This is a genomic window from Streptacidiphilus sp. MAP12-33, from assembly GCF_041261265.1.
Lineage (GTDB): Bacteria > Actinomycetota > Actinomycetes > Streptomycetales > Streptomycetaceae > Streptacidiphilus.
In genome coordinates this window covers 187,062-210,614 of the sequence record NZ_JBGCCA010000009.1, presented here as the reverse complement: position 1 = coordinate 210,614, position 23,553 = coordinate 187,062, and the positions used below count along the sequence as shown (strand labels likewise).

Sequence of the window (23,553 nt, the reverse complement as noted above, 5' to 3'; positions counted from 1 at the left end):
AGGTGCCCCTTGCGTGGGCGCGACCGGCCTCGGCTTGAGCTCCCGCAGGTCGTTGTACTGCCGGGGGCGCGGGGCTCGCCGATATGCGGCTCCTCTCCGAGCCTTCGGCCGGGAGGTGCCCCTTGCGTGGGCGCGACCGGCCTCGGCTTGAGCTCCCGCAGGTCGTTGTACTGCCGGGGGCGCGGGGCTCGCCGATATGCGGCTCCTCCCCGAGCCTTCGGCCGGGAGGTGCCCCCTGCGTGGGCGCGACAAGCCACCCACGCAGGTGGCAGGCCGAACGCGCAGGGCCGTCCGCACGCCGGTGGTTGCTCGCGCACGCAGTTGATTGGGCAGAGCCTCGCGCCCGCGAGCTGAGCGCAGGCACCGGCCTGCCGCCGCCGCTTCCGCGCCGCTACTCCGCTGCCGGGACGGCGAGTTCCTCGGCCAGGGACCGCTGGAAGGCGGTGACCAGGGCCTGGATCACCAGGGGCTCGATGTGGGAGCTCAGCTCCTTCATGCGTTCGAGTCCCGCCTCGTCCGGGTCGGAGGCGAGGAAGGGGCGCCAGACCGTGTCGCGGAAGAGGCGGTGCAAGTCGTGCGCGGTGGCGCGGCTGTGGAGGCGGACGACCGCGCGGGCGGCGACCAGGGTCTCCAGGGGGATCGGCACGTCCAGGATGCGCAGGCCGAGGGGGAGCAGGCCGGGGTCCACGGGGAAGTCGTCGCAGGGGTCGTCCGGCGTCTCGGGGCGCCGGATGGCGCCCATCGCGGCGAGCCGGTCGAGGTCCGCGTCGTCGAGGGGCCGGCCCGCGCGGCGTTCCAACTGCTCACGGGTGATGCGTTCGGCGGTCTCCGGCTGCCAGGAGGCGACCAGCGCGCGGTGGACGGCGAGGTCCAGGGAGCCGACGTCGTCGGGCAGCTCGGCGAGGTAGCGCTCGATCGCCGCGAGGGTCAGGCCCTGCCGCTGCAGTTCCTCGATCAGTTCCAGGCGGCCCAGGTGCTCGACACCGTAGCGGCCCACCCGGCGCGGGCCCAGCTCGGGAGGCGGCAGCAGGCCCTTGGCGGCGTAGAAGCGCAGCGTGCGGACCGTGATCCCGGCGCGCGCCGCCAACTCGTCGACCGTCCACCACGTCTCGACCGCCAAGCTCGCCTCCCCGCCTCCGCCGATGCCGGACCGGTCCCGTCCCGTCCGTTCCGTTCCGTCGGGCTCAACAGTATCGCTGTCACACCCTCGGGAATGGCGGCGAGTGGCGCGATGTTCCAGAGCATGGTTGAATTTTCAACAACAACCACGAGAGGTGAGCACGATGCAGTTCGGGATCTTCACGGTCGGCGACGTCACCCCCGACCCCACCACCGGCCGCACCCCGAGCGAGCGCGAGCGGATCAAGGCGATGGTCGCCATCGCCCAGAAGGCCGAGGAGGTAGGCCTGGACGTCTTCGCGACCGGTGAGCACCACAACCCGCCGTTCGTGCCGTCCTCGCCGACGACCATGCTCGGCTGGATCGCCGCGCGGACCGAGCGGATCATCCTCTCCACCTCGACCACGCTGATCACCACGAACGACCCGGTGAAGATCGCCGAGGACTTCGCGATGCTGCAGCACCTCGCCGACGGCCGCGTCGATCTGATCCTCGGCCGCGGCAACACCGGCCCGGTCTACCCGTGGTTCGGCAAGGACATCCGTGACGGCATCTCCCTCGCCGTCGAGAACTACGCGCTGCTGCGCCGTCTGTGGTGCGAGGAGACCGTCGACTGGGAGGGCCGGTTCCGCACCCCGCTGCAGTCCTTCACCGCCACCCCGCGCCCGATGGACGAGGTGCCGCCGTTCGTCTGGCACGGCTCGATCCGCTCGCCCGAGATCGCCGAGCAGGCCGCCTACTACGGCGACGGCTTCTTCCACAACAACATCTTCTGGCCCAAGGAGCACACCCGGCAGATGATCGATCTCTACCGCACGCGCTTCGCCCACTACGGGCACGGCACCGCGGAGCAGGCGATCGTCGGTCTCGGCGGTCAGGTCTTCATGCGCCGCAACTCCCAGGACGCGGTGCGCGAGTTCCGGCCCTACTTCGACAACGCGCCCGTCTACGGCCACGGCCCCTCCCTGGAGGAGTTCAGCGCGCAGACCCCGCTGACCGTCGGCACGCCGGAGCAGGTCATCGAGAAGACGCTGAGCTTCCGCGACTACGCGGGCGACTACCAACGCCAGCTCTTTCTCGTCGACCACGCCGGTCTGCCACTGAAGACCGTGCTGGAGCAGATCGACCTGCTGGGCGAGGAGGTCGTCCCGGTGCTGCGTGAGGAGTTCGCGAAGAACCGCCCGGCCGACGTCCCGGACGCGCCCACGCACGCCTCGCTGCTCGCCGCCGCGCGGGCGACCGCCGCCGTCCAGGCCTGAAGCAGGACCGGAAGGAAGGACAGAACGCCGTGGAAACCCTCACCCTGGCCGTCGTCTCGGCCGGACTGAGCCAGCCGTCGTCCACCCGCCTGCTCGCCGACCGCCTCACCGAGGCGGTCCGGGCCAAGCTGGCCGACGCCGGCCGGGAGGTGCGGATCGAGCACGTGGAACTGCGCGAGCTCGCCCACCCCATCGCCGACAACCTGGTGACCGGCTTCCCCGGCGAGGCGCTGCGTCACGCGACCGGAACGGTGACCGGCGCCGACGCGGTGATCGCCGTGACGCCGATCTTCTCCGCCTCCTACAGCGGCCTGTTCAAGTCCTTCTTCGACGTGCTGGAGCAGGGCGCGCTCACGGGCAAGCCCGCCCTGCTCGGCGCGACCGGCGGCACCGCGCGCCACTCGCTGGCACTGGACCACGCGCTGCGTCCGCTCTTCGCCTACCTGCGCGCGGCCGTGGTCCCCACGGCCGTCTTCGCCGCCTCCGAGGACTGGGCCTCGGCGGAGCAGAACGGCCTGGGGCAGCACATCGACCGCGCGGCCGACGAGCTGGCCGCCGTCCTGCTCCGGCAGCCGGCGCGGACCAGGCGCGCCGACGCCTTCGCGGACGTGGTCCCGTTCGAGCAGCAGCTCGCCGCGCTCCGGGTGCCGTAAGGCCATGCCGTCCGAAGCGCCGGTCAGCGCGAGGGCAGGGCGTAGACGTGGTTGTCGTGCGCGACGTACAGCATCGTGCCGTCCGTCGCGCACCACCAGTCGTCCTCGCCGCTGCCGGCGTCGGTGAACGTCCACAGCACGTGGCCGTTGCCGCGGTCCAGAGCGGCGATCGCGTCGCCGCCCGTGGCCGTCGCGACCGTGCAGAACACCGTGTCCTGCACGACCACCAGCGGACTGGCGTCGATGCTCAGCTGGACCTCGGACATCCACAGCTGCTTGCCGGTGTGGGCGTCCAGTGCCAGCACCGCCCCCAGCCCCAGGGTGCAGTAGATGGTGCCGTCCGCGTAGCCGAGGTTGCCGTAGGCGATGTTGCCCTGCTTCGGCGCCGTCATCACCGTGTCGCCCTTGGCCAGGCCGTAGCCGACGACCTGACTGCCCGGCAGATACAGGTCGTCCTGGGCGAGCAGTGGCATCTCCGGGTTCGGGAAGAGCTTCAGGCCGTAGTCCTGGGACCACAGTTGGTTGCCGGTGGCAGTGTCCCTGACCACCACGTTGTTGTTGTCGTTCGTGTAGACCAGGTACTTGGCGGTCGCGAAGCCCAGCACCTCCTGTCCGCCGCCCGGAGTCACGTTGCGCTTCTGCTCCCACAACAGCTTGCGTGAGTGCAGGTCGACCGCGAGGACGACCTCCTGCGCGGTGCCGCTGATGTTCACGTTCCCCTTGGAATCCAGCGGGAACTTCAGCGCCACGAGGAAGGCGGCCTGGTCGTTGACGCCGAGCACGGTGTGCAGGCTGTACTGGTCCGGAGCCCGGACCTCCCACTTCTGCCCGCCACTGGCCGGGTCGTAGCCCGCGAGGGTCTCGGTGGCGTCGCTGGGCAGCGTCACCAGGAACCCGCCGCCGAAACCGAACGGCGGCTGCCGGAACGCGGACTGGAGTGCCGGTCCGGTCCACTGCTTGGCGCCCGAGCGCGGGTCGAGCGCGACCAGGCTCTCGTCGGTGACCAGCAGGCTGTGGCCCAGCACCACCGGCGGGCAGTCGACCTTCTGGTTGGCCTGGTAGGTCCAGACCGGCGTCGGCGCGACGCCCGGCGGGCGGCTCGGCTGGGGCGTGGGGCTCGCGGAGCCGTGGGTGTTGTCGTTGCTGGTGGGCTTCGGCTTGGGGGAGTCGCCCTGCGAGAGCGCGACCGCGGTCCCGCCGCCCGCGGCGGCGACGGCCACGACGCCGAGCGCGCCGTAGAGCAGCTTGCGCCGCGACGGCGTGGCGGGGGCGGGCATGGGGGCCGCCTGACCGGTGGGCACGCCGCCGCCGGAGCCGCCCGCGTTGCCGGTGGTGCCGTTCCCGCCGAGCACGACGGTGCCGTTCGCGTCGGGCGCCGCCCCGCCGAGCACGACCGTGCCGCCGTCCGCGGCCCCGGCCGCCGCGGCACCGGCGCGCGGGTCGCGCGGGGTGGGTGCCGGAGCGGGGGCGGGCGTCTCCAACTCCATGACGCGGGCCGCGTGCTGGGCGATGCCCGAGGCGACCTGCGCCGGGAGCCAGCCACCGCGCAGCAGCGCGGCCGCGCCGTCCGGGGCGAGCAGGCGCAGCAGCTGCTCCGGCGACGGCCGGTCCGCCGGGTCCTTCGCCAGGCAGGCGCCGATGGCCTCGCGCAGCGAGGCGGGCACCCGCTCCAGGTCCGGCGACTCGTGCACGACGCGGTAGAGCAGCGAGGCCGCCGACTCCTGACCGAACGGCCCGTGCCCCGTCGCGGCGAAGGCCAGCACCGAGCCGAGCGAGAAGACGTCGCCCTCCGGCCCGATCCTCTTGCCGGAGGCCTGCTCGGGCGACATGAAACCGGGGGAGCCGACGACCACCCCGGTGCTGGTCAACGCGGCGCCCGCGCCGTCCAGCGCGCGGGCGATGCCGAAGTCGATGACGCGGGGCCCGTCCGCCGCGAGCAGCACGTTGGACGGCTTCAGGTCACGGTGGATCAACCCCGCGCCGTGGATGGCCGTCAGGGCCTCCGCGAGGACCGCGCCCAGCGCGCGCACGGTGTCCTCGGGCATCGGCCCGTACTGCGCGACGGCCTCGGTCAGCGAGGGCCCGAGCACGTACGCCGTGGCCAGCCACGGCGTCGCGGAGTCCCGGTCCGCGTCCACCACCGGTGCGGTGTAGGCGCCGTCGACGCTCTGCGCGGCCGCGACCTCGCGCCGGAAGCGGTCGCGGAAGTCCGGGTTGTCGGCGAGGTCCGCGCGCACGACCTTCACCGCGACGGTCCGCCCGCCGGCGCTGCGCGCGAGGTACACCCGGCCCATGCCTCCGGCGCCGAGACGCGCGACCAGTCGGTACGGACCGATGACGGCTGGATCGTCAGCTTCGAGCGGCTGCATGCGGGTCCCCCGGTGAGTCAACACTGTGTCGGCGCAGATTCTAGGGCTGGGGGATCACAAACGGGGCACGGGGGAAACCGCACCCACCGGAACGCCGCTGGCCAGGCGGAACCGAGACGCGTGAGCCGTCTCATGATCCGTCGGGATCCGTTGGGACGCCCGCTGGGCATTGCCAGGGCGGGGCCGGTCGCCGCATGGTTCCGGTTGTCCCGCTCCGGCCGGCGGAATCCCCGAACACACGACTCTCCGACAGGAGTTCCACGCATGTCTCTTCGCCGTGTCACCGTGACCGCGGCCGCGACCGCGGGCCTCGCCCTGGCCTGCATGGTGGGCGGTTCCGGCACCGCGTTCGCCGGCAGCAACGGTCAGCAGATCGATTTCGTCGACACCCTGGGGGTCGCGAACACGATCAGGATCGGCGGGTACAACCAGAGCGGCCAGTACGTGAGCCAGTGCTTCCCGACACCGAACCACGAGAACCCCGACTCCGGCTGGTGGTGGTCCGGGACCGTCAACGTCATCACGTTCCTGGGGCACAACTGCGAGACCACCACGGCCAACCACGAGGCCGACGTGTACATCCCGCCGCAGCAGTCCGGTGACTGGGTCACTGTCAGCGACGTGAACTTCGGCGGCTTCAGCGGCTGACATCACCGGCCACCGGCCACCGGCCACCGGCCACCGGTCTCCCGGGCACGGCTCAGCGCTCCCGCTTGCGGAACGCCGCCGCGCCCGGGAGGCCCTCGGTCTCCAACGTCGCCATCCCGTGCCGGAACTCGTTCGCCAGCGCCGCCTCCTCGGTCAGGCCCTCCGCCTCCCGTGCCGAGCGGCGGTCGTTGCGCAGGCACGTCTGCGGCAACCCCGCGATCTCACGGGCCAGTTGCTCCGCCGCCTCTCGCTCGGTCCCGACCGGGACGACCCGGTCGGCCAGGCCGATCGCCAGCGCCTCGTCCGCGAGGACCTCGCGGCCGGTGAGGATCAGGTCCATCGCGCGTCCCGCGCCGATCAGGCGCGGCAGGCGTACCGTGCCGCCGTCGATCAGTGGAACGCCCCAACGGCGGCAGAACACCCCGAAGACCGCGTCCCGTGCGGCGACCCGCAGGTCGCACCAGACCGCCAACTCCAGTCCGCCGGCCACCGCGTGGCCGGAGACCGCGGCGATGACGGGCTTGCCGAGCCGCATCCGGCTCGGCCCCATCGGGCCGGGGCCCTCGGGGGAGAGGGTGTTGCCCCGCGGACCGTCGGCCTCCTTGAGGTCGGCCCCGGCACAGAACGTGCCTCCCTCGCCCCACAGGACGGCCACGGACGCCGACGCGTCCGCGTCGAACTCCGCGAACGCGCGGTACAGCGCGTCCGCGGTCGGTCCGTCCACGGCGTTGCGCCGCTCCGGGCGGGAGAGGACGACCGTCCACACCGGCCCGGAGCGTTCGATCCGTACTGCGTTCACCCGCACCACCCGTGTATCGACCGCCTGAGACTCAGGCGCGGCTCAGGGCAGCAGGGTATCCAGGAAGGAGTTGGAGAAGATCCGTCCCGGGTCGTACCGGTCCAGCGTCGCCAGCGCCGTGTCCCAGTTGGCGGTGGACGGCTGCCCGGCCCGGAAGGAACCGGGGATGGTGCTGCCGAGGACGGTCGGGTCCGCCCAGCACGCCGTGCCGGAGTAGGCCCAGCCCTTCGACCACTCCGCGCGCACCGCCGCGTACGAGCCGGTGTAGTTGGAGAGCACCCACTGCTCGGTCTCGCGGTAGAACTGCTGCGACTGCGGGGTGCCGGGGATCGTCAGCAGGTCCATCCAGACCGCCGTGTCCCACTGCGGCTGGTCGGGTCTCGGTCTCACCGCGCTCAGCAGCGGTTCCACGGCGCCCGCCACGCCGCAGTCGGCGGCGTGGTCGAGGCCGGTGACGCGGACCTCCCACGGGCCGTTCATCGGGTACTGGCCGGCCGCCTTGTAGGTGTTCAGCTGCCCGCTCAGGTAGGTGTAGAACTCGCTGACCACCCGCTGGATGTCGGCGCGCCGGCACAGGATGGTGTAGCCGTTCGCGGTGACCTGAAGCGTGGTCGGACGCACGTACAGCGTGGTGTTCTTGGCCCAGCCCCAGATGTCCCAGGTGCCGGTGGCGATCAGCCCGGAGCCGACGATGCTCATCTCCAGGTTCTCGAACGTCGGCGTCACCGACACGTTCCCCGCCACGATGTCGGAGATGTACTGCGACTCCTGGCTGCTGACCGAGTCGGAGAAGCTGTAGTTGAACGGGCTGTCCACCTCCTTCGAGAACCAGGGCTTGCTGGGCGTGACGGACCAGACCTTCAGCCACGGCACGGTCGTGAACGGGAACCAGATCGTCTCCACCCGTCCGCTCTGCTGCACCAGCGCCGCGAACGAGCTCGACCCGGCCGAGGCGGGCGGCGCGAACAGGTCGGTGACCTGGGTGGTGTAGGTGGAGACGCAGCGCAGCCGCACGTTCGCGCCCACCCGCAGGGTGGCCTCGGTGACGAAGGCGCGGCCGAGGTTCACCAGGAAGGCGCCGATGTCGGGATCGCTGCGCTGGAAGGTCTTGAGCACGTACGCGCTGCTGCCCGGGTCCCAGACCACGGCCGTCAGGGAGACGACCAGGTTGCTGACCGTGCCGTAGGTCTTGCCGGAGATCGGCGTCTCGCCGTTCGCGGGCACCGAGGTGCCGTGGCCGTCGATCGCGAGCACGCCACCGAGGGTCAGGTCGCCCGGCGCGGGCGTGTTCGTCAGCCCGTAGCCGGCGCCCTCCAGGGTGGTCAGCAGGCTCGTCATGGTGATCCCGGCCTGCGCGGTCACGCTGGCCGGCGAGCCCGGGTTCACCGTGACGGCGGTCAGGTGCTGGGTGGTGTCGACGAGCACGAAGTTGCCGGTGGCGCCGTTCGGCTCCAGCAGCGGGGACCAGCCGTGGCCCATGCCCTTGGCGCGCAGCCGCCAGCCGTTGGCGTAGGCCCAGTTCGCGAGGGTGACCACGTCCGCCGGGCTGGTGGGCGCGCAGGTCCAGGTGGGGTCGAGCTGGATCTCTCCGGACCAGTTGCGGAAGGCCTGCTGGTAGACGGAGATCGAGGCGGGGAAGTTCGGGGGGGCCGCGGTGGCCGCCTCCGCGGGTGTGACCCTGAAGGCGGGCGTCCACGAGGCGGCTCCCAGGGCGGCGCCTGCCGCGGTCGCGCCCAGGAAGGCGCGGCGCGACAGACGCGCGCGGTCGTGCTGATCCATGACTGTCCTCCGGTCGGCTCGGGTGGGAGCACAGCCGTGTGGACGCGGGCGGCCGAGAGTGGTCGGGGGCGCACGCCGACACACGGCGGGAAGGGATGGATGAAAGCGCCGGGCGGTGCGGTCCCGCGCGGGCGTCACGCCGGCGATGCGGGCACGGCGGGACAGTCGGGTGGCGATGGGTGAAAGCGAGATTCGAGCGCAACGCCGAAGAAGTCAATGCGGTCGCCCGTGCGGATTACCTACCTGAGGGGGGAGGATTAGCCGTAAACGACCCAAAGCGCCCGCGACGATCCTGCGTCGACCCCGTTCCGGCCCCGTGCCGACCCCGTTCCGACCCCGTTCCGGCCCCGCGTCGGCCCGCTGTCGGCCCGCTGTCCGCCCTGTGCCGGCCCGCTGTCGGCTCTGTGCCGGTCCCGTCGCAGCGCGACGGGCCGGGCGCCGCGTCCGCGTGGAGGGTCCTATGAGCAACTCCGTTCCGCCCCCCGAAGGCCCCTCGGGCCCCGCAGATCCCTCGGGCTCCACGGGCACCCCGGGCTTCTCCGGCCCCGCGGGGACCCCGGACCCCGGCGCGTCCGGCAGTCCCGGGAGCCCAGGCAGTCCCGGCAGTCCCGGCAGTCCCGGGGACGCGGGCACGCACGGCCGCCACGCGGGCGGCGAGCACCACGAGCACCACTTCAGTCCCGGCCAGCTCATCGGCCCGGGGATCTCCTCCGGCGCCACCGTCCTGGTCTCGCCCGGCGAGGTCTCCGGCTCCGGCTCGGGCGAGAAGGGGCTGCGCGGCAATGCCCTCGGTCTGTTCTCCTCGGTCGCGATCGGCCTGGCATCCACCGCCCCGGCCTACAGCCTCGCGGCGACCCTCGGCCTGATCGTCGTGGGTGTCGGGCTCCAGGCGCCGATCATCACGATCCTGGCGTTCATCCCGATGCTGCTCATCGCCTACGCGTACAAGGAGATGAACGCGGTCGACCCGGACTGCGGCACGACCTTCACCTGGGCCGCCCGCGCCTTCGGACCGCGGACGGGGTGGATGGGCGGCTGGGGCATCATCGTCGCCGACGTGATCGTCATGGCCAATCTGGCCCAGATCGCCGGCTCCTACGGTTTCCAGCTGGTCGGACACGCGAGCCTGGCCTCCAGCGCCCTGTGGACCACGATCGCCGGGGTGGTCTGGATCATCCTGATGACCTTCATCTGCTACATCGGCATCGAGATCTCCGCGGCGCTGCAGCGCGTGCTGCTCTGCGTCGAGGTCGCCATGCTGGCCCTCTTCTCGATCACCGCCCTGGTCAAGGCCTACGGCAGCAACGCGCCCAGCACGGCGATCCACATCTCCGGCTCCTGGTTCAACCCGTTCCAGGTGCCGACGGCGGGCGCGCTGACCGCCGGCGTCCTGTCCGCGGTGTTCATCTACTGGGGCTGGGACACGGCCGTCTCCGTCAACGAGGAGACCGCCGACAAGACCCGCACCCCCGGCCGGGCGGCGGTGATCTCCACCGTCCTGCTGCTGATCATCTACGCCCTGGTCTCCACCTCGGCGCAGGCCTTCGCGGGCGTCGGTGACAAGGGCATCGGCCTGGCCAACGCGGACAACTCGGGGGACGTGCTCTCCGGCCTCGGCAGTGCGGTCTTCGGCAACGCGGGCCTCGGATGGTTCCTGTCCAAGCTGCTGATCTTCATGGTGCTGACCTCGGCGGCGGCCTCCACCCAGACCACGATCCTGCCGACCGCGCGCACCAGCTTCTCGATGGCCCTGCACAAGGCCATCCCCTCCCACTTCGGCCGGGTCCACCCGCGTTTCGCCACCCCGACCTGGTCCACGGTGGTGATGGGCCTGGTCTCCATCGCGTTCTACGTGATGCTGACCCGGATCAGCGGCAACGTCCTCGCCGACTCGATCTCCTCGGTCGGCCTCGGCATCGCCTTCTACTACGGCCTGACCGGCTTCGCCTGCTTCTGGTACTTCCGCAAGGTGCTCCGGCGCAGCGCCCGCGACCTGTGGTTCAAGGGCATCCTGCCGCTGCTCGGCGGCCTGATGCTGCTCTACTTCTTCTGCTACGCCGCCTTCGACGTCTACGCCGACCCGAACTACGGCCACACCTCGATGACCCTGCCGGTCGTCGGCAAGGTCGGCGGCGTCTCGGTGATCGGCATCGGCGCGCTGGTGCTCGGCTTCGTGCTGATGCTGATCCAGTGGGCGGTCCAGGGCTCCTGGTTCCGTCACCCCGACGTGCCGGTGAGCGCGGCGACCGAGGAGGAGGTCGCCGCGCTCGAGGCGGCAGGCGCCGACTGAGGCCGGCTGAGGTCGGCTGAGGCCGTCAGGGGCGGAGCTCAGGAACGACCGGGCAGCTTGTCCCTGCCGCGCGCGACGGGCTGCGGCACGGGGTGCGGGTGCCCGACCGGCGGTCGGTGCGACCGGAGCCCGGCGCAGGGATCGGCGTCACGCCGCCGGTGGCAGGACGGGCTGGCCGCAGGTACTGGCGTCCCCGCGGCCGGCGGCACGACCGGGCTCGCGCTGGGCGAGACTCCGGCACCCGGGGAGGCGCTCGCACCGGGCGACGCGGACGGACTCCCGCTCGGCGAGGCGGAGGCAGAGACGGACGCCGAGGCGGATGTCGTTGCCGAGACCGACGGGGACGCGGAGGCCGACGCCGAGGCGGACGGGGAGCCCGAGGCGGACGCGGAGGGCGACGCGGTCGGGGTCGGCGTGGGCGTGGGCAGCGCGGGCGGCTGGTCCGACAGCATCTGCTGGTAGATCGCGCTCGACTCCGGGTTGGCGTCGCAGTTCAGCACGCCGTGCGGGCAGTAGTCGGTGATCGTCTGGTAGAGCGTGTCGTGGGTCTCGATCCAGTTGATCATGTCGCGCATGAACACCGGGTCGTCACCGTGCCGGAACATGCCCCACTCCGGGTAGGAGACCGGCTTGTGGTGCTGGGCGGCGAACCGGACCTGGTCCAGCAGCCCGTACTGCTCGGTCACGTAGTCGGCGAAGGTGTCGCCGGGCCCCTGGTCGTAGTTGTCCGTCCCGATGATGTCGGTGACGTCGTCGCCCGGGTAGCAGTCCGTCCAGGGGTGGGCGTCCGGACCCCGGTTCACGGTGAAGTCGAAGCGGAACTCCTGCCCCGGCACGCTGCGCATGACGTTGACGATCCGCCGCCAGTAGGCCTTCCAGTCCGTCGGGTCCGGCCCGCAGCGGCTGGTGTAGGTGATGCCGTTCATCTCCCAGCCCAGCGTGATCACCGTGTCCGGCACGCCGAGCGCGACCAGGCGCCGGGCCAGGGTCAAGAAGTGCGCGTCATTGGCCCCGGCCGCGGCCTGCTGCAGCAGCGAGGCGACGTCGTCGTCGCTCAGCCCGTCCTCGTTCTGCGCCTGCATCGGCACGGCCAGCACGAACAGCCGGTCCGGCCTGGCCTGCCGCCACTGCGCCCAGGGCGCGAGGAGCGAGGGCGCTCCCTCGATGTCCGACCAGTTGTTGCCCGGCAGGTAGGTGTGGCCCACCTGGAGGTCGGCGTTGTGCAGCCAGACGGAGAGCCGGGCCTGCCGGTCGGCGGCGAAGTCGGAGCCGACGAAGGCTCCGAAGGGCACCGCGTGGGCGGGCAGGACGGTCGGGTCCGACCACGGTGACGTGTCCGGGGTGGAGAGCAGTGCGTCTCCGCTGCGGATCCGTCCCAGCCCCACCCCGGGCGCGGGCGCGAGCCATCGCGCCCCGACGGAGAAGGCGAGCAGCAGCGCGCTCATGGCAAGAGCCAGAACCGCGAGCAGGCGACGCTGTGACATGCGTTCAGCGTATGGACTGATGAACCGTCAGTGCGCGACGTGCAAGCTGAATGAGCGTCACGAGTCACTCGATCGGGTGCGTTGCCCCATCCAGGGGCGCGGCGCTCTGCCGATGTGCGGCACCTCCCCCGGCCTTCGGCCGGGAGGTGCCCCCTGCGCGGGCGCGAGCAACCACTGACGAGCGGATGGCCCTGCGCGTTCGGGGCTCCACCTGCGTGGGAGAGGGCACCTCCCGGCCGAAGGCCGGGGGATTCTCGCGCCCCGCGGCGGAGCCGCTGATCAGCAGAGCCCCGCGCCCTTGGATGGGGCAACTGGGCCTTGGATCAATGGCTGAGCAGAAGGTCGATCTGGTCCGCCGGGACGGCTTTGCCGAAGTGCCAGCCCTGGGCGGTGTCGCAGCCCGTCAGGCGCAGGCGTTCCGCCTGCCCCGCGCCCTCGACGCCCTCCGCCGTGACGGTGATGCCCAGAACATGGGCCAGCCGCACCAGCGCGGTGACGATCTTCTCGTCCACCGCGTCCCGCGCGCCCGCGCACTCCTCTGCGTCCTCACGGAGCCCCTCGACGAAGGACTTCGCCAGCTTCAGCACGTGCACCGGCAGCCGGCTCAGGTAGGCCAGGTTCGAGTAGCCCGTGCCGAAGTCGTCGATGGCGATCCGCACCCCCATCGCGTCCAGCGCGTGCAGCGCCTCCACCGGGCGGCCCGCAGGACCCATCACCGCGCTCTCGGTCAGTTCCAGCTGCAGCAGCCGCGCCGGCAGGCGGGTGCGGCCCAGGACCTCGGCCACGTCGGCGACCATGTCGGAGTCACGGAACTGCCGTGCCGCCAGGTTCACGCTGACCAGCAGCTGCGCGTCGGGGAAGCGGTCGAGCCAGCCGCGGGCCTGGCGGCAGGCCGTCTCCAGCACCCAGTGGCCCAGCGGGACGATCGCGCCCGTCTCCTCGGCGATCTGGATGAAACGATCCGGCGCCAGCCGTCCGAACTCCGGATGCCGCCAGCGCACCAGGGCCTCCACGCCCTGGATCCGGCCGCTCGCCAGCTCCACCAGCGGCTGGTACTCCAGCAGGAACTCGTCCCGCTCCAGTGCGGGGAGCATCGTCGTCGCCAGGACCTGACGGGTCATCTGCGAGGCGATCCGTTCCGGATCGTAGAGCGCCCAGCGGGACCGGCCGTCCGACTTGGCCCAGCACAGCGTCGCGTCCGCGTCCTTGACCAGCTCCGTCGCCGAGGTGCCCGAGACCGGGCGCTCCACCACGCCGACGCTGGCCGTGGCGGCCACCCGCTGGCCCGCCAGGTCGTAGGGCGCGCCGAGGATCTCGACGACCTCCGCCGCGAGGGCCGTCAGCTCCTCCGCCCCCGCGCTGCGCGGCACCAGCACCGCGAACTCGTCCCCGCCCACGCGCGCGACCAGATGTCCGCGCGGCGAGAGCCGGCGCTCCAGCCGGCGCGCCACGGCCACCAGCAGCTCGTCCCCGATCGGATGCCCGAGGGTGTCGTTCACCGCCTGGAACCCGTCCAGATCCAGGTAGCACAGCCCGATCCGTTGGTCCGACTCGGCGCAGGCGTCGGCCAGGCGGTCGAAGAAGAGCGCCCGGTTCGGCAGCCCCGTCAGCGGGTCGTGCATCGACTGGTAGTGCAGGCGGTCGCCGAGGCGACGCGCCTCCGAGACGTCCTCCACCATGGCGAGCGTGTAGAGCGGCTCGCCGGTGGAGTCGCGGATCAGCGACACGGTGATGTTCGTCCAGACCGCGTGCCCCTGGCGGTGCCGCAGCCGCTTCTCCAGCCGGACACGGTCCCGTTCGCCGCGCACCAGCTGCCGGTAGAGGTGGCGGGCCCGTTCCTCCACATCCATCAGCTGGTGGATGTGCATCCTCATCAGCTCGGGCACGGTGCGCCCGAGCATCTCCGCCAGGGCCGGATTGGCCTCGATGATCAGATCGTCCCGGTCGACCAGCGCCATGCCGATGCCGGCGTCGACGAAGGCCGCCCGGAAGCGGTTCTCGCTGGCCCGCAGCGCGTCCTCGAGACGACGCCGATCCACCGGGCCACTGGTTTCCTTGCCGTCCCCTGCCGTGGCACTGCCGTCCGACGCACTGCCGCCCGACGGCGGCCGGAACTCCTCGAGCCGACCCAGCACCGCGAACGGCTCCGTGAGCGTCATCGGCTGACCGAGGGCGTCCAGAGCGCCGAGGGCGCCGACATCCTCAGGAGAGCCGGGGGGACCGGAGGGGCCACTACGCACGGTGGCGATCGTAGGCAGGGGCCCCGGAAGCAATCCAGCATTCCGGGGCCGATTCACCCCCTCGTGGGGGGCACGCGCGGGACGCGTGCGCCCCTTTTCGCCCGTTCGGGGGAGTGGGTGTGCGGTGAGCGCCTCAGGCCAGCGAGGCGGTCAGGGTGATCGTCGTGCCGGTCAGCGCCTGGCTCACCGGGCAGTTGGCCTTGGCGTCCTCGGCCGCCTTGACGAAGCCCGCCTCGTCCAGGCCCGGAACGGTACCGACGACCGTCAGGTGGATGCCGGTGATGCCGGTGCCGGGCTGGAAGGTGACGTCGGCCTTGGTCTCCAGCCGGGTCGGCGGAGTGCCGGCCTGGGCCAGGCCGTGGGAGAGGGCCATGGAGAAGCAGGAGCTGTGGGCTCCGGCGATCAGCTCCTCCGGGCTGGTCTTCCCGTTCGCCTGCTCGGCGCGCGAAGGCCAGGAGACGGGGAACTCGCCGATCCCGGAGGAATCCATGACGACGACGCCCTTGCCCTCCAGCAGGTTGCCGTCCCAGGTCGTGTGCGCGGTACGGGTGGTGGCCACAGGTGGCCCTCCGTTCGATGCTCGGTGATCGGTTGACAGACCGTCGACCATCCTAGGAGCGACCGGGGCCGCTCAGGGGGACGACGGCGCCGTCACCGTGCCGCGAGGGTCATGACGCAGAAGTGCGCGCCGGACGGGTCGCCCGCGACGCACACCCGCCCGTAGGGGGAGTCGAACGGACCGTGCAGCACCGAGCCGCCGAGTGCCTTGATCTGCTGGGCCGTCTCGTCGACGTCCGCGACCGCGAAGTACACCGACCAGAACGGCTGCCCGCCGCCCGCCGCGAGTTCGTTCGCCGGGTCCGTCGCCCGGAGCCGGCCGCAGGACTGCCGGTCGGAGCCGGGCGGGGTCCAGACGGTGTAGTCGAAGTTGGTGCCGTCGCCGATCTGCTCCTGCTGGTAGCCGAAGAGTCCGGCGTAGAACGCGTCGGCGGCGCCGCCCGCGGTCGAGTAGACCTCGTTCCAGCACATCGCGCCCGGCTCGCCGTACAGCGCGGCGCCCTCGTGCCCCTCCGGCTGCCACAGGCCGAAGGAGGCGCCCTGCGGGTCGAAGGCGAACGCCAGCCGTCCGGCGGCCGGCACGTCGTGCGGCCCCATCGCGATCTTGCCGCCGCCCGCCTCGACCGCGGCGATCGTGGCGTCCACGTCGCTGGTGCGCAGGTAGACGTTCCACGCGGGCGCCAGGCTCTCGGCGCTGGGCGGCGGCGGCATCAGCGCGGCGACCGGCTTCCCCTTCCACAGGCACATCGTGTAGTGCCCGTACGCGGGGCCCTTGTCCTGGAACTCCCAGCCGAGCACGGCGCCGTAGAAGCGGCGCGCGCTCTCCAGGTCGGGGGCGTTCAGGTCGGCCCAGCAGGGGGCGCCGTCGGGATAGGAGGTGACGTCGGGCATGGGGCCCTCCGGGGTTCGGGGTGGGGTGGGTGGGCTGCCGCCGGTGTGCCGCCGGGATCGGAAGATACGATTCCGCTCTCTTTCGGCCATCGCAACCACATGCGTCCATCTGGCTACGCTGCGTGCGTTGTGCACGTGTTCCACTCACGTTTCCCTGTTGTCTACGCGCGTCACACCACATCGGGTACACTGGTCGACAGATCTACCGAGACCAGCTACATCTGCCTGAAGCAGAGTCGGCTAGACCGCTCGGCGGCCCCCGCCCGCACCCTTCCGGTGCCGGGTGCGCGGTATCTACCCCGGTCGACGCACCAGAGGACGACCCTCGGCGCCGGGGCACCACCCACATGCTCCCGCGCTACCAGGCAGCGGAGAGACCTCCCCCCATGGCCCGTCCGTTCGGCTACGGTGCGCTGCTGCGCACCCCCGGCGCCTGGACCTTCCTGTTGCCCGCCTTCGTCGCGCGCCTGCCCTACGCGATGCTCGGCCTCGGCACGGTCCTGCTCGTGCTGGACACCACCCACTCCTACACCACGGCCGGTGCCGTCGCGGCCGTCGCCTCGATCACCCAGGTCGTCGGCGCCCCGCTGACCGGGCGCCTCGCCGACCGCCACGGCCAGGCACCGGTGCTGCTTCCCTGCCTCGTCCTGCACGGCGGCTCCGTCGTCGCCCTCATCGTGCTGGCCCTGTCGGGCGCGCCGGTGTGGTCGCTCTTCGTCGCGGCCGGCCTCGCGGGCGCGTCCCTTCCGCAGATCGGCGCCATGGTCCGCGCCCGCTGGCTGCACGCCCTCGACGGCCGCCCCGAGGCGATCTCCTCCGCCTTCGCCTTCGAGTCGGTGACGGACGAGCTGACGTTCGTGCTCGGCCCGGTCCTCGCCACCACGCTCTGCACCATGATCGCCCCGGCGGCCGGCCTCACGGCCGAGGCCGGGCTCACCGTCCTCGGCGGCCTCGCCTTCGCCGCGCAGCGTCGCACGGCCCCGCCGGTCCGCGACGCGGCCGAGGCAGCCGCGGCGTCCGCGCTGTCGCGCCCCGGCGTCCGGCTGCTGGTCGTCGCGCTGCTCGGCGTCGGCTCGGTCTTCGGCGCGCTCCAGGTCTCCATCACCGCCGCCAGCGAGGCGGCCGGCCAGGCCGGCCTCAGTGGTGTCGTCTACGGCCTCTTCGCCGCCGGCAGCGTGCTCGCCGGCACGGCGTTCGGCGCGATCCGCTGGAAGCGCTCGCCGCGCTTCCGTCTCGTCGCCGCGTATGCGGCCCTGGTGCTGGGCACCTCCACGCTGTGGGCGATGCCGAACCTGCTGACGCTGGCGATCGCGGCGTTCTGCTGCGGCCTGGCGATCGCCCCGACGCTGATCTCCGCCTACACGCTGGTCGAGACGCTGGTCGACGCGGGAGCGAAGACGGAGGCCTTCACCTGGCTGACCGGCGCGATCGGTCTCGGCCTCGCGCTCGGCTCCACGGTCGCCGGCCGGCTCATCGACGCCCACGGCGCGGCGGCGGGCTTCCTCGTCCCGGCGGCGGGTGCGGCCCTGGGCTTCGCCGCCCTGCTGGCCTTCCGCGGCCTCCTCGTCCCGACGGCCACCACCCGCACCGTCGCGGCCTCCCGCCGCGAACCCGCCCACGCCTCGACCTGAGGCGCCGCGGGCGCCTTCAGGGGCGCGGGGCTCTGCCGATATGCGGCTCCGCCGCGTGGGCGCGAGAAACCCGCCTGTGCGGATGGCCTTGCACGCCCCGGACCATCCGCATGTCGCAGGGGGCACCTCTGGGGCACTTCCCGGCCGAAGGCTGGGGGAGGAGCCGCAAGTCAGCGGAGCCTCGCGCCCCTGAGGTCGTGCCACTGGCTGTCGGCGCAGGACTCCTCGCGCCCCTGAGGCAGTGCTACTGGCTGTCGGCGCAGGACTCCTCGCGCCCCTGAGGCAGTGCTACTGGCTGTCGGCGCGGAACTCCCCGGGCCCCTGAGGTCGTGCTACTGGCTGTCGGCGCAGGACTCCTCGCGCCCCTGAGGTCGTGCCACTGGCCGTCGGCGCAGGACTCCTCGTGCCCCGGTGGTGCAACTGGCCCGTTGTGCAAGGACCGCACCGGGCTACCACGCTCGGCGTCCCGCGACGACCGTCGCCTCGTACTCGTCCGAGGACACCGCCTGCGCGTCCAGCCCGCCCGCGGCGAACGCCGCGACCGCGCTCGCGGCCTGCCGGTCGCTGCTCTCCACCAGGACGATCCCGCCGGGGGCCAGCCACTCCCGGGCCGCCGCCGCGACCCTCCGCATCACCGCGAGGCCGTCCGTCCCGCCGTCCAGGGCGACCCGGGCCTCGTGGTCGCGGGCCTCGGAGGGGAGGAAGGGGATGTCCTGCGTCGGGACGTACGGCGTGTTGGCGAGCAGCACGTCGATCCGGCCGCGCAGCGACCCGGGGAGGGCCGTGAACAGGTCGCCCTCCCAGACGTGGCCGCCGTAGCGGGCGATGTTGCGGGCCGCGCAGCGGACCGCCGCCGGGTCGATGTCCGCCGCGTGCAACTCCGCCGGACGGTCCGGCGCGCCCAGCCGCTCGGCGAGCGCCGCGCCCAACGCGCCGCTGCCGCAGCACAGGTCGACGACGACCGCGCCGTCCCGGGCCTCCGCCGCGGCCCGCTCGACGAGGAACTCGGTGCGCGGCCGGGGCACGAACACACCCGGGTCCACCTCGATCCGCAGCCCGCAGAAGCGGGCCCAGCCCAGCACGTACTCCAGCGGCTCGCCGCCCTCCGCCCGACGGAGGACCAGCGCCTCGACCGCCTCCGGCGACTCCGCCGCACCGAGCAGCAGCTCCGCCTCCTCCTCCGCGAAGACGCAGCCCGCCGCGCGCAGCCGCGCCACGATGCCGGGGTAGAGCGGGGAGTGGAGAGGGGCCGTCATCCGTGCCTCCGGCATCCATGCGTGGAAACGCCGGAAGGCTCCCCCGCCGAAGCGAAAGAGCCTTCCAACCGTCTGTGCGCCGCCAGGGACTCGAACCCCGGACCCGCTGATTAAGAGTCAGCTGCTCTAACCAACTGAGCTAGCGGCGCCTGCTGACGTGGAAGACATTACAGGAACCCGCGCGAAATGCCGAATCGGTATCCTGGCCGCCCATTCAGTCCGGATCCACAGGGGAGTGCATGTCCGAGAGTCACGCCGAGGTCGACTCGTACGCGAAGGCGGAGCTGGAGCGCCTTCGCAGCAGCATCGACAACATCGACGCCGCGATCGTGCACATGCTGGCGGAGCGCTTCAAGTGCACCCAGCAGGTGGGTCGTCTCAAGGCCGAGTACCGGCTGCCGCCGGCCGACCCCGGGCGGGAGCGCGAGCAGATCGAGCGGCTGCGCGAGCTCGCCGCCGCTGCCCGTCTCGACCCGGCCTTCGCGGAGAAGTTCCTCAACTTCATCATCGCCGAGGTGATCCGCCACCACGAGCAGATCGCCGCCGAGGACTGACGGGCGGCCGCGCACCACGACCCGAGCTGACCCTCCCACCGCCGGACGATCTTCGGCGTAGGGTCGAGGCGGACACACGGGCCGCCAGCGCTGGAGGGTGAGATGTTCGAGCTCGGGACGGACGGACCGTCGGTGATCGTCGCAGGGATCGACGGTTCCGACTCCTCGATGCGGGCGGCCGCCTACGCGGCCGGGCTGGCCCGCCGGCAGGGCGCCAAGCTCGCTCTGGTCTACGTGCAGCCGCTGAGCGCGATGGGCGGCGCCGATGTCGGCGCCGCCGTCGTGCAGGCGGAGCAGGAGGTCGCGGACAAGCTGCTCGCGGAGATCCGCCAGGCCGCGGAGCGGGTCCCGGAGGGCCAGGGCCTGCGGTGGGAGTTCTACAGCCAGCCGGGCGACCCCTACCAGGGCGTCGTCGACCTCGCCGACCAGCTCAAGGCCGACGCCGTGGTCATCGGCGCCTCGCAGAAGGCGGGCCACCGGCTCGTCGGTTCGGTCGGTGTCCGGTTGGTCAAGGCGGGCCGTTGGCCGGTCACCGTCGTGCCGTAGCCCCGCACTCGCTCGTGCGAGCGACCATGCTCTACGGTGTTGCCCGCCCAGGTAAGTAAGAGCGGTAAGAGAATCCGCTCGGAGCATGACGGGAGCCTTTCGCCCATGAGCGCCTCCGGTGGCTCGAAGGCCGTCCTCGCGGCCCTCGGGGCCAATGTCGCGATCGCGGTGTCCAAGTTCGTCGCGTTCGCGTTCAGCGGCTCCTCGTCGATGCTCGCGGAGGGCGTCCACTCGCTCGCGGACTCCGGCAACCAGCTGCTGCTCCTCTTCGGCGGACGCCGCTCCCGGCGCGCCGCCGACGAGGCGCACCCGTTCGGCTACGGCGCCGAGCGCTACGTCTACGGCTTCCTCGTCTCGGTCGTTCTGTTCACCATCGGCGGCGTCTTCGCCCTGTACGAGGGCTACGAGAAGATCCGTCACCCGCACCCGGTCGACGCCTGGTACTGGCCGGTCGGGGTGCTGCTCTTCGCGGTCGTCGCCGAGGGCTTCTCCTTCCGCACCGCGATCGGCGAGGCACGCTCGCTGAAGGGCCGTCAGTCCTGGCGCCGCTTCATCCGTACCGCGAAGGCGCCGGAGCTGCCGGTGGTCCTGATGGAGGACTTCGGCGCGCTGATCGGACTGGTTCTCGCTCTGTTCGGGGTGGGGCTCGCGGTCATCACCGGCAACGGTGTGTGGGACGGCGTCGGCACGATCTGCATCGGCGCGCTGCTGGTCTGCATCGCGCTGGTCCTGGCGGTGGAGACGAAGTCGCTGCTGCTGGGTGAGGGCGCGCGCCCCGAGGTGGTGGCCCGGATCCGGGCCGCGCTGCTGGACGGGCCTGACGTGGACCAGGTCATCCACATGCGCACGCTGCACCTGGGGCCGGAGGAGCTCCTCGTCGCGGCGAAGATCGCCGTCCCGGCGGACGCGGGCGCGCGGCGGATCGCCGCCGCGATCAACGCGGCCGAGGCCCGCGTCCGGTCGGCGGAGCCGACGGCCCGCGTCATTTACCTCGAACCCGACCTCTACAGCGAGGCCGAGGCCGCCGCCGGCCCCGACCCCGCCGCCACCCCGGGCGGCCGCTGAGTTCTCGCCCGGGGGTCATTCGCACGACTACAGGAGGCGCAGCCTCCAGGGGGCGCGGGGCTCCGCCGATATGCGGCTTCTCCCCCGGCCTTCGGCCGGGGGAGAAGCCTGCGGGCGCGGGCACCCCCCTGTGCGGATGGCCCTGCACGTTCAGGACCATCCGCACGCCGGAGGAGGGCACCTCTGCGATACCTCCCGGCCGAAGGCTGGGGGTCGCGCCGATGCGGCGAAGCCGCACATCAGCAGAGCCCCGCGCTCCTGGGCAGGGCAACCGGCTCGCTTGCCTGGCTCAGCCGTTGGGGAGGACCACCGCGCGGCCGCGGATCTTGCCCTCGTGGAGGTGTTCGTACGCCAGCGGGGCCTCGTCGAGGGTGTAGGTCTCGACGTGGACCTCCACCTGACCCGCGCGGGCCAGGTCCAGGACCTCGACCAGCTCCACGCGGCTGCCCCAGTAGGGCGCGCGGACCGCCGCGTCGTACGGGATCGTGCCGAAGCCGACGGGCAGGCTGCCGCCGCCCAGGCCGACGATGGTGACGTCACCCTCCACGGCGACCACCGCGCCGGCCGTCGCCGCCGTCGGGCCCGCACCGACGAAGTCGAAGACCGCCTCCGCGCCCAGACCGCCGGTCAGCTCCCGCACCGTCGCGGCCGCGTTCGCGTCCGAGAGGACCACCTCGTGTGCCCCGACCTCGCGCGCCAGCGCGAGCTTCTCCGCGCTGATGTCGAGCGCCACGACCCGCGCCGCCGTCAAGGCCCGCAGCAACTGGATCGCGACGTGGCCGAGGCCGCCCGTCCCGATCACGACCGCCGTGCTGCCGGGCACCAGCTTCGGCAGCGACTGCTTGATCGCGTGGTAGGGCGTCAGACCCGCGTCCGTCAGCGGCACGGACCGGACGGGATCGAGATCGCCGAGGGGCACGAGATGGCGCGCGTTGTCGACCAGCAGGTACTCGGCGATCGCGCCGGGCGCGCCCAGCCCGGGCGCCGCGATGCCCAACTGCTTGGCGCGCAGGCAGTAGTTCTCCCTGCCCTGTGCGCACTTGGCGCACACCCCGCAGCCCCAGGCGCCGTAGACGGCCACCGACTCGCCGACCGAGACCCCCGTCACGCCCGCGCCGAGCGCCGCGACCACACCCGCGCCCTCGTGGCCGAGCGTCAACGGCAGCCGGAACGGCAGGGCCTCGGCCGGCCAGCTCATCACGGCGATGTCGGAGTGGCAGACCCCGGCGGCGCTGACCTTCAGCAGCACCTGCCCCGGTCCCGGCTCGGGATCGGGGACGGTCACCACCTCGGGCGCCGCGCCGACGCTGCGGTACTGGAGCGCTTTCACTCTCCGGACTCCTCACCTGTAGGTCAGAACCTGAGTGGGACCCGGACAGTCTCCCAGTCCCGCCTCACATCGCCGGAGCCGCGAAGCCGACGGCGAACAGCACCAGCCAGCACAGCTCGAAAAGGATCATCCAGGTGTCCCGGATCAGCAGGTCCTCGATGTGGCTGGTCGTCCCGCGCGAGGTGAGCCGGTCGAACCGGACCAGCGCCGCGACCAGCGGGACCAGCGTCGCCACGTGCCACACCCGCTCACGCGGGTCCGGCTCCATGAGCGCCCACGCGAGGTACGCCGCGACCATCGCCAGCGCGATGACCCGCTGCGCGACCCGCAGGCCGGAGGCCGTGTAGTGCTGGAGCGACGGCCGGTGCGCCGCGGCCGGACCGCCCAGGCCGGCCAGCTCGGTGTGCCGTTTGGCGGTCGCCACCAGCAGCGCGCCCAGACTGCACACGAGCACGAACCAGCCCGAGGGCGGCACTTGGGAGGACGCGGCCCCGCCCAGAGCCCGCAGCACGAAGCCGGAGGCGACCAGGACCAGTTCCAGCACCGCCAGGTGCTTCAGGCCGAGGCTGTAGAGGAACGAGGTGACCAGGTAGGCGGTGATCGCGACGGTCAGGCCGTAACCGGGTGCGGTCAGGCTCAGCGTCAGGGCCGCCACCAGGCACAGGCCGGCGACCGTCACCGCCGCGCCCTCGCTCAGCTCGCCGGAGGCGATCGGGCGCCGGCACTTGCGGGGGTGCTGCCGGTCGCGTTCGGCGTCGACGGTGTCGTTGACGAAGTAGACCGCGCACGAGGCGAGCGTGAACGCCACGAAGGCCAGGGCCGCGCCGCCGAGCGCGCTGCCGCCGCGTGCCTCGAACTGGCGGGCCGTCAGCTCGGAGCCGGTCAGCGGAGCCGCGAAGACCAGCAGGTTCTTCACCCACTGGCGTGGGCGCGCGGTCCGCAGCAGCGCCGACGGCACGCGGACCCAGGTGGCCCGGCGGACGACGTCGACGTCCATGGGCAGCGGCGGCAACTGAGGCAAGGCAGGCAACGCAGGCATCGGTGGTACCGCCGGCTGCGTCGGCCGCACGGGCTGGGGGAGC

19 protein-coding genes and 1 tRNA gene are annotated in these 23,553 nt (G+C 72.4%); 8 read left to right on the top strand and 12 right to left on the bottom strand.

Annotation, left to right across the window (positions count from 1 at the left end):
• Positions 1–391: 391 nt before the first annotated feature.
• The gene (locus tag ABH931_RS12040) at positions 392–1,120 is read right to left on the bottom strand and encodes a MerR family transcriptional regulator (RefSeq protein WP_370112361.1); all 729 of its coding nucleotides are present in this window, start codon (positions 1,118–1,120) and stop codon (positions 392–394) included.
• Between the two features lie 163 nt (positions 1,121–1,283).
• Here ABH931_RS12040 and ABH931_RS12035 point away from each other — a divergent pair, with 163 nt between their 5' ends.
• Positions 1,284–2,378: an LLM class flavin-dependent oxidoreductase gene (locus ABH931_RS12035; RefSeq protein ID WP_370112370.1), complete on the top strand. Its 1,095-nt coding sequence runs from the start codon at positions 1,284–1,286 to the stop codon at positions 2,376–2,378.
• Positions 2,379–2,407: 29 nt separating this feature from the next.
• Positions 2,408–3,031, top strand: a complete 624-nt coding sequence (locus ABH931_RS12030) for an FMN reductase (protein WP_370112360.1) — start codon at positions 2,408–2,410, stop codon at positions 3,029–3,031.
• Positions 3,032–3,054: 23 nt separating this feature from the next.
• On the opposite strand, the gene ABH931_RS12025 is transcribed toward ABH931_RS12030, so the two are convergent.
• On the bottom strand, positions 3,055–5,400 hold the full coding sequence (locus ABH931_RS12025) for a PQQ-binding-like beta-propeller repeat protein (RefSeq protein WP_370112359.1): 2,346 nt from the start codon (positions 5,398–5,400) through the stop codon (positions 3,055–3,057).
• A gap of 264 nt (positions 5,401–5,664) precedes the next feature.
• Between ABH931_RS12025 and ABH931_RS12020 the strand changes: the two genes are divergently transcribed.
• On the top strand, positions 5,665–6,048 hold the full coding sequence (locus ABH931_RS12020; protein ID WP_370112358.1) for a hypothetical protein: 384 nt from the start codon (positions 5,665–5,667) through the stop codon (positions 6,046–6,048).
• 52 nt (positions 6,049–6,100) lie between these two features.
• Here the strand turns inward: ABH931_RS12020 and ABH931_RS12015 are convergent, their stop codons facing one another.
• Both ABH931_RS12015 and ABH931_RS12010 read right to left on the bottom strand, forming a co-directional pair.
• Positions 6,101–6,847 (bottom strand): crotonase/enoyl-CoA hydratase family protein, encoded by a 747-nt coding sequence (locus tag ABH931_RS12015; RefSeq protein WP_370112357.1) that lies wholly within the window; start codon positions 6,845–6,847, stop codon positions 6,101–6,103.
• A 42-nt stretch (positions 6,848–6,889) separates the two neighbouring features.
• The gene (locus ABH931_RS12010) at positions 6,890–8,626 is read right to left on the bottom strand and encodes a cholesterol oxidase substrate-binding domain-containing protein (protein WP_370112356.1); all 1,737 of its coding nucleotides are present in this window, start codon (positions 8,624–8,626) and stop codon (positions 6,890–6,892) included.
• Positions 8,627–9,086: 460 nt separating this feature from the next.
• Here ABH931_RS12010 and ABH931_RS12005 point away from each other — a divergent pair, with 460 nt between their 5' ends.
• Complete coding sequence (locus ABH931_RS12005; RefSeq protein ID WP_370112355.1) at positions 9,087–10,916, top strand: APC family permease; 1,830 nt, start codon at positions 9,087–9,089, stop codon at positions 10,914–10,916.
• 38 nt (positions 10,917–10,954) lie between these two features.
• Here the strand turns inward: ABH931_RS12005 and ABH931_RS12000 are convergent, their stop codons facing one another.
• The 4 genes from ABH931_RS12000 to ABH931_RS11985 form a co-directional block, all read right to left on the bottom strand.
• Entirely contained in the window at positions 10,955–12,400 is a 1,446-nt protein-coding gene (locus ABH931_RS12000; RefSeq protein WP_370112354.1) for a glycoside hydrolase family 26 protein, read from the bottom strand.
• Between the two features lie 323 nt (positions 12,401–12,723).
• Entirely contained in the window at positions 12,724–14,640 is a 1,917-nt protein-coding gene (locus ABH931_RS11995; RefSeq protein WP_370112353.1) for a putative bifunctional diguanylate cyclase/phosphodiesterase, read from the bottom strand.
• A 133-nt stretch (positions 14,641–14,773) separates the two neighbouring features.
• The gene (locus ABH931_RS11990; RefSeq protein ID WP_370112352.1) at positions 14,774–15,199 is read right to left on the bottom strand and encodes an OsmC family protein; all 426 of its coding nucleotides are present in this window, start codon (positions 15,197–15,199) and stop codon (positions 14,774–14,776) included.
• A 92-nt stretch (positions 15,200–15,291) separates the two neighbouring features.
• A complete protein-coding gene (locus ABH931_RS11985) occupies positions 15,292–16,089 on the bottom strand; it encodes a VOC family protein (protein WP_370112351.1) in 798 nt (265 codons plus the stop codon).
• Positions 16,090–16,475: 386 nt separating this feature from the next.
• On the opposite strand from ABH931_RS11985, the gene ABH931_RS11980 reads away from it, so the two are divergent.
• Entirely contained in the window at positions 16,476–17,720 is a 1,245-nt protein-coding gene (locus ABH931_RS11980) for an MFS transporter (protein WP_370112350.1), read from the top strand.
• Positions 17,721–18,169: 449 nt separating this feature from the next.
• On the opposite strand, the gene ABH931_RS11975 is transcribed toward ABH931_RS11980, so the two are convergent.
• Both ABH931_RS11975 and ABH931_RS11970 read right to left on the bottom strand, forming a co-directional pair.
• Entirely contained in the window at positions 18,170–18,976 is an 807-nt protein-coding gene (locus ABH931_RS11975; protein ID WP_370112349.1) for a putative protein N(5)-glutamine methyltransferase, read from the bottom strand.
• Between the two features lie 75 nt (positions 18,977–19,051).
• Positions 19,052–19,125 (bottom strand) — tRNA-Lys (locus tag ABH931_RS11970).
• A gap of 90 nt (positions 19,126–19,215) precedes the next feature.
• Between ABH931_RS11970 and ABH931_RS11965 the strand changes: the two genes are divergently transcribed.
• The 3 genes from ABH931_RS11965 (at position 19,216) to ABH931_RS11955 (ending at position 21,141) form a co-directional block, all read left to right on the top strand.
• Positions 19,216–19,530, top strand: coding sequence for a chorismate mutase (locus ABH931_RS11965; protein WP_370112348.1), 315 nt, complete (start codon positions 19,216–19,218; stop codon positions 19,528–19,530).
• Positions 19,531–19,632: 102 nt separating this feature from the next.
• On the top strand, positions 19,633–20,076 hold the full coding sequence (locus ABH931_RS11960; RefSeq protein WP_370112347.1) for a universal stress protein: 444 nt from the start codon (positions 19,633–19,635) through the stop codon (positions 20,074–20,076).
• A 105-nt stretch (positions 20,077–20,181) separates the two neighbouring features.
• Positions 20,182–21,141 (top strand): cation diffusion facilitator family transporter, encoded by a 960-nt coding sequence (locus ABH931_RS11955; protein ID WP_370112346.1) that lies wholly within the window; start codon positions 20,182–20,184, stop codon positions 21,139–21,141.
• Positions 21,142–21,430: 289 nt separating this feature from the next.
• Here ABH931_RS11955 and ABH931_RS11950 read toward each other — a convergent pair whose 3' ends face one another.
• Both ABH931_RS11950 and ABH931_RS11945 read right to left on the bottom strand, forming a co-directional pair.
• Positions 21,431–22,471 carry an NAD(P)-dependent alcohol dehydrogenase gene (locus ABH931_RS11950; RefSeq protein ID WP_370112345.1) on the bottom strand — a complete coding sequence of 347 codons (1,041 nt, stop codon included), beginning with the start codon at positions 22,469–22,471 and terminating at the stop codon, positions 21,431–21,433.
• A gap of 64 nt (positions 22,472–22,535) precedes the next feature.
• The gene (locus ABH931_RS11945; RefSeq protein WP_370112344.1) at positions 22,536–23,492 is read right to left on the bottom strand and encodes a decaprenyl-phosphate phosphoribosyltransferase; all 957 of its coding nucleotides are present in this window, start codon (positions 23,490–23,492) and stop codon (positions 22,536–22,538) included.
• Positions 23,493–23,553: the final 61 nt, after the last annotated feature.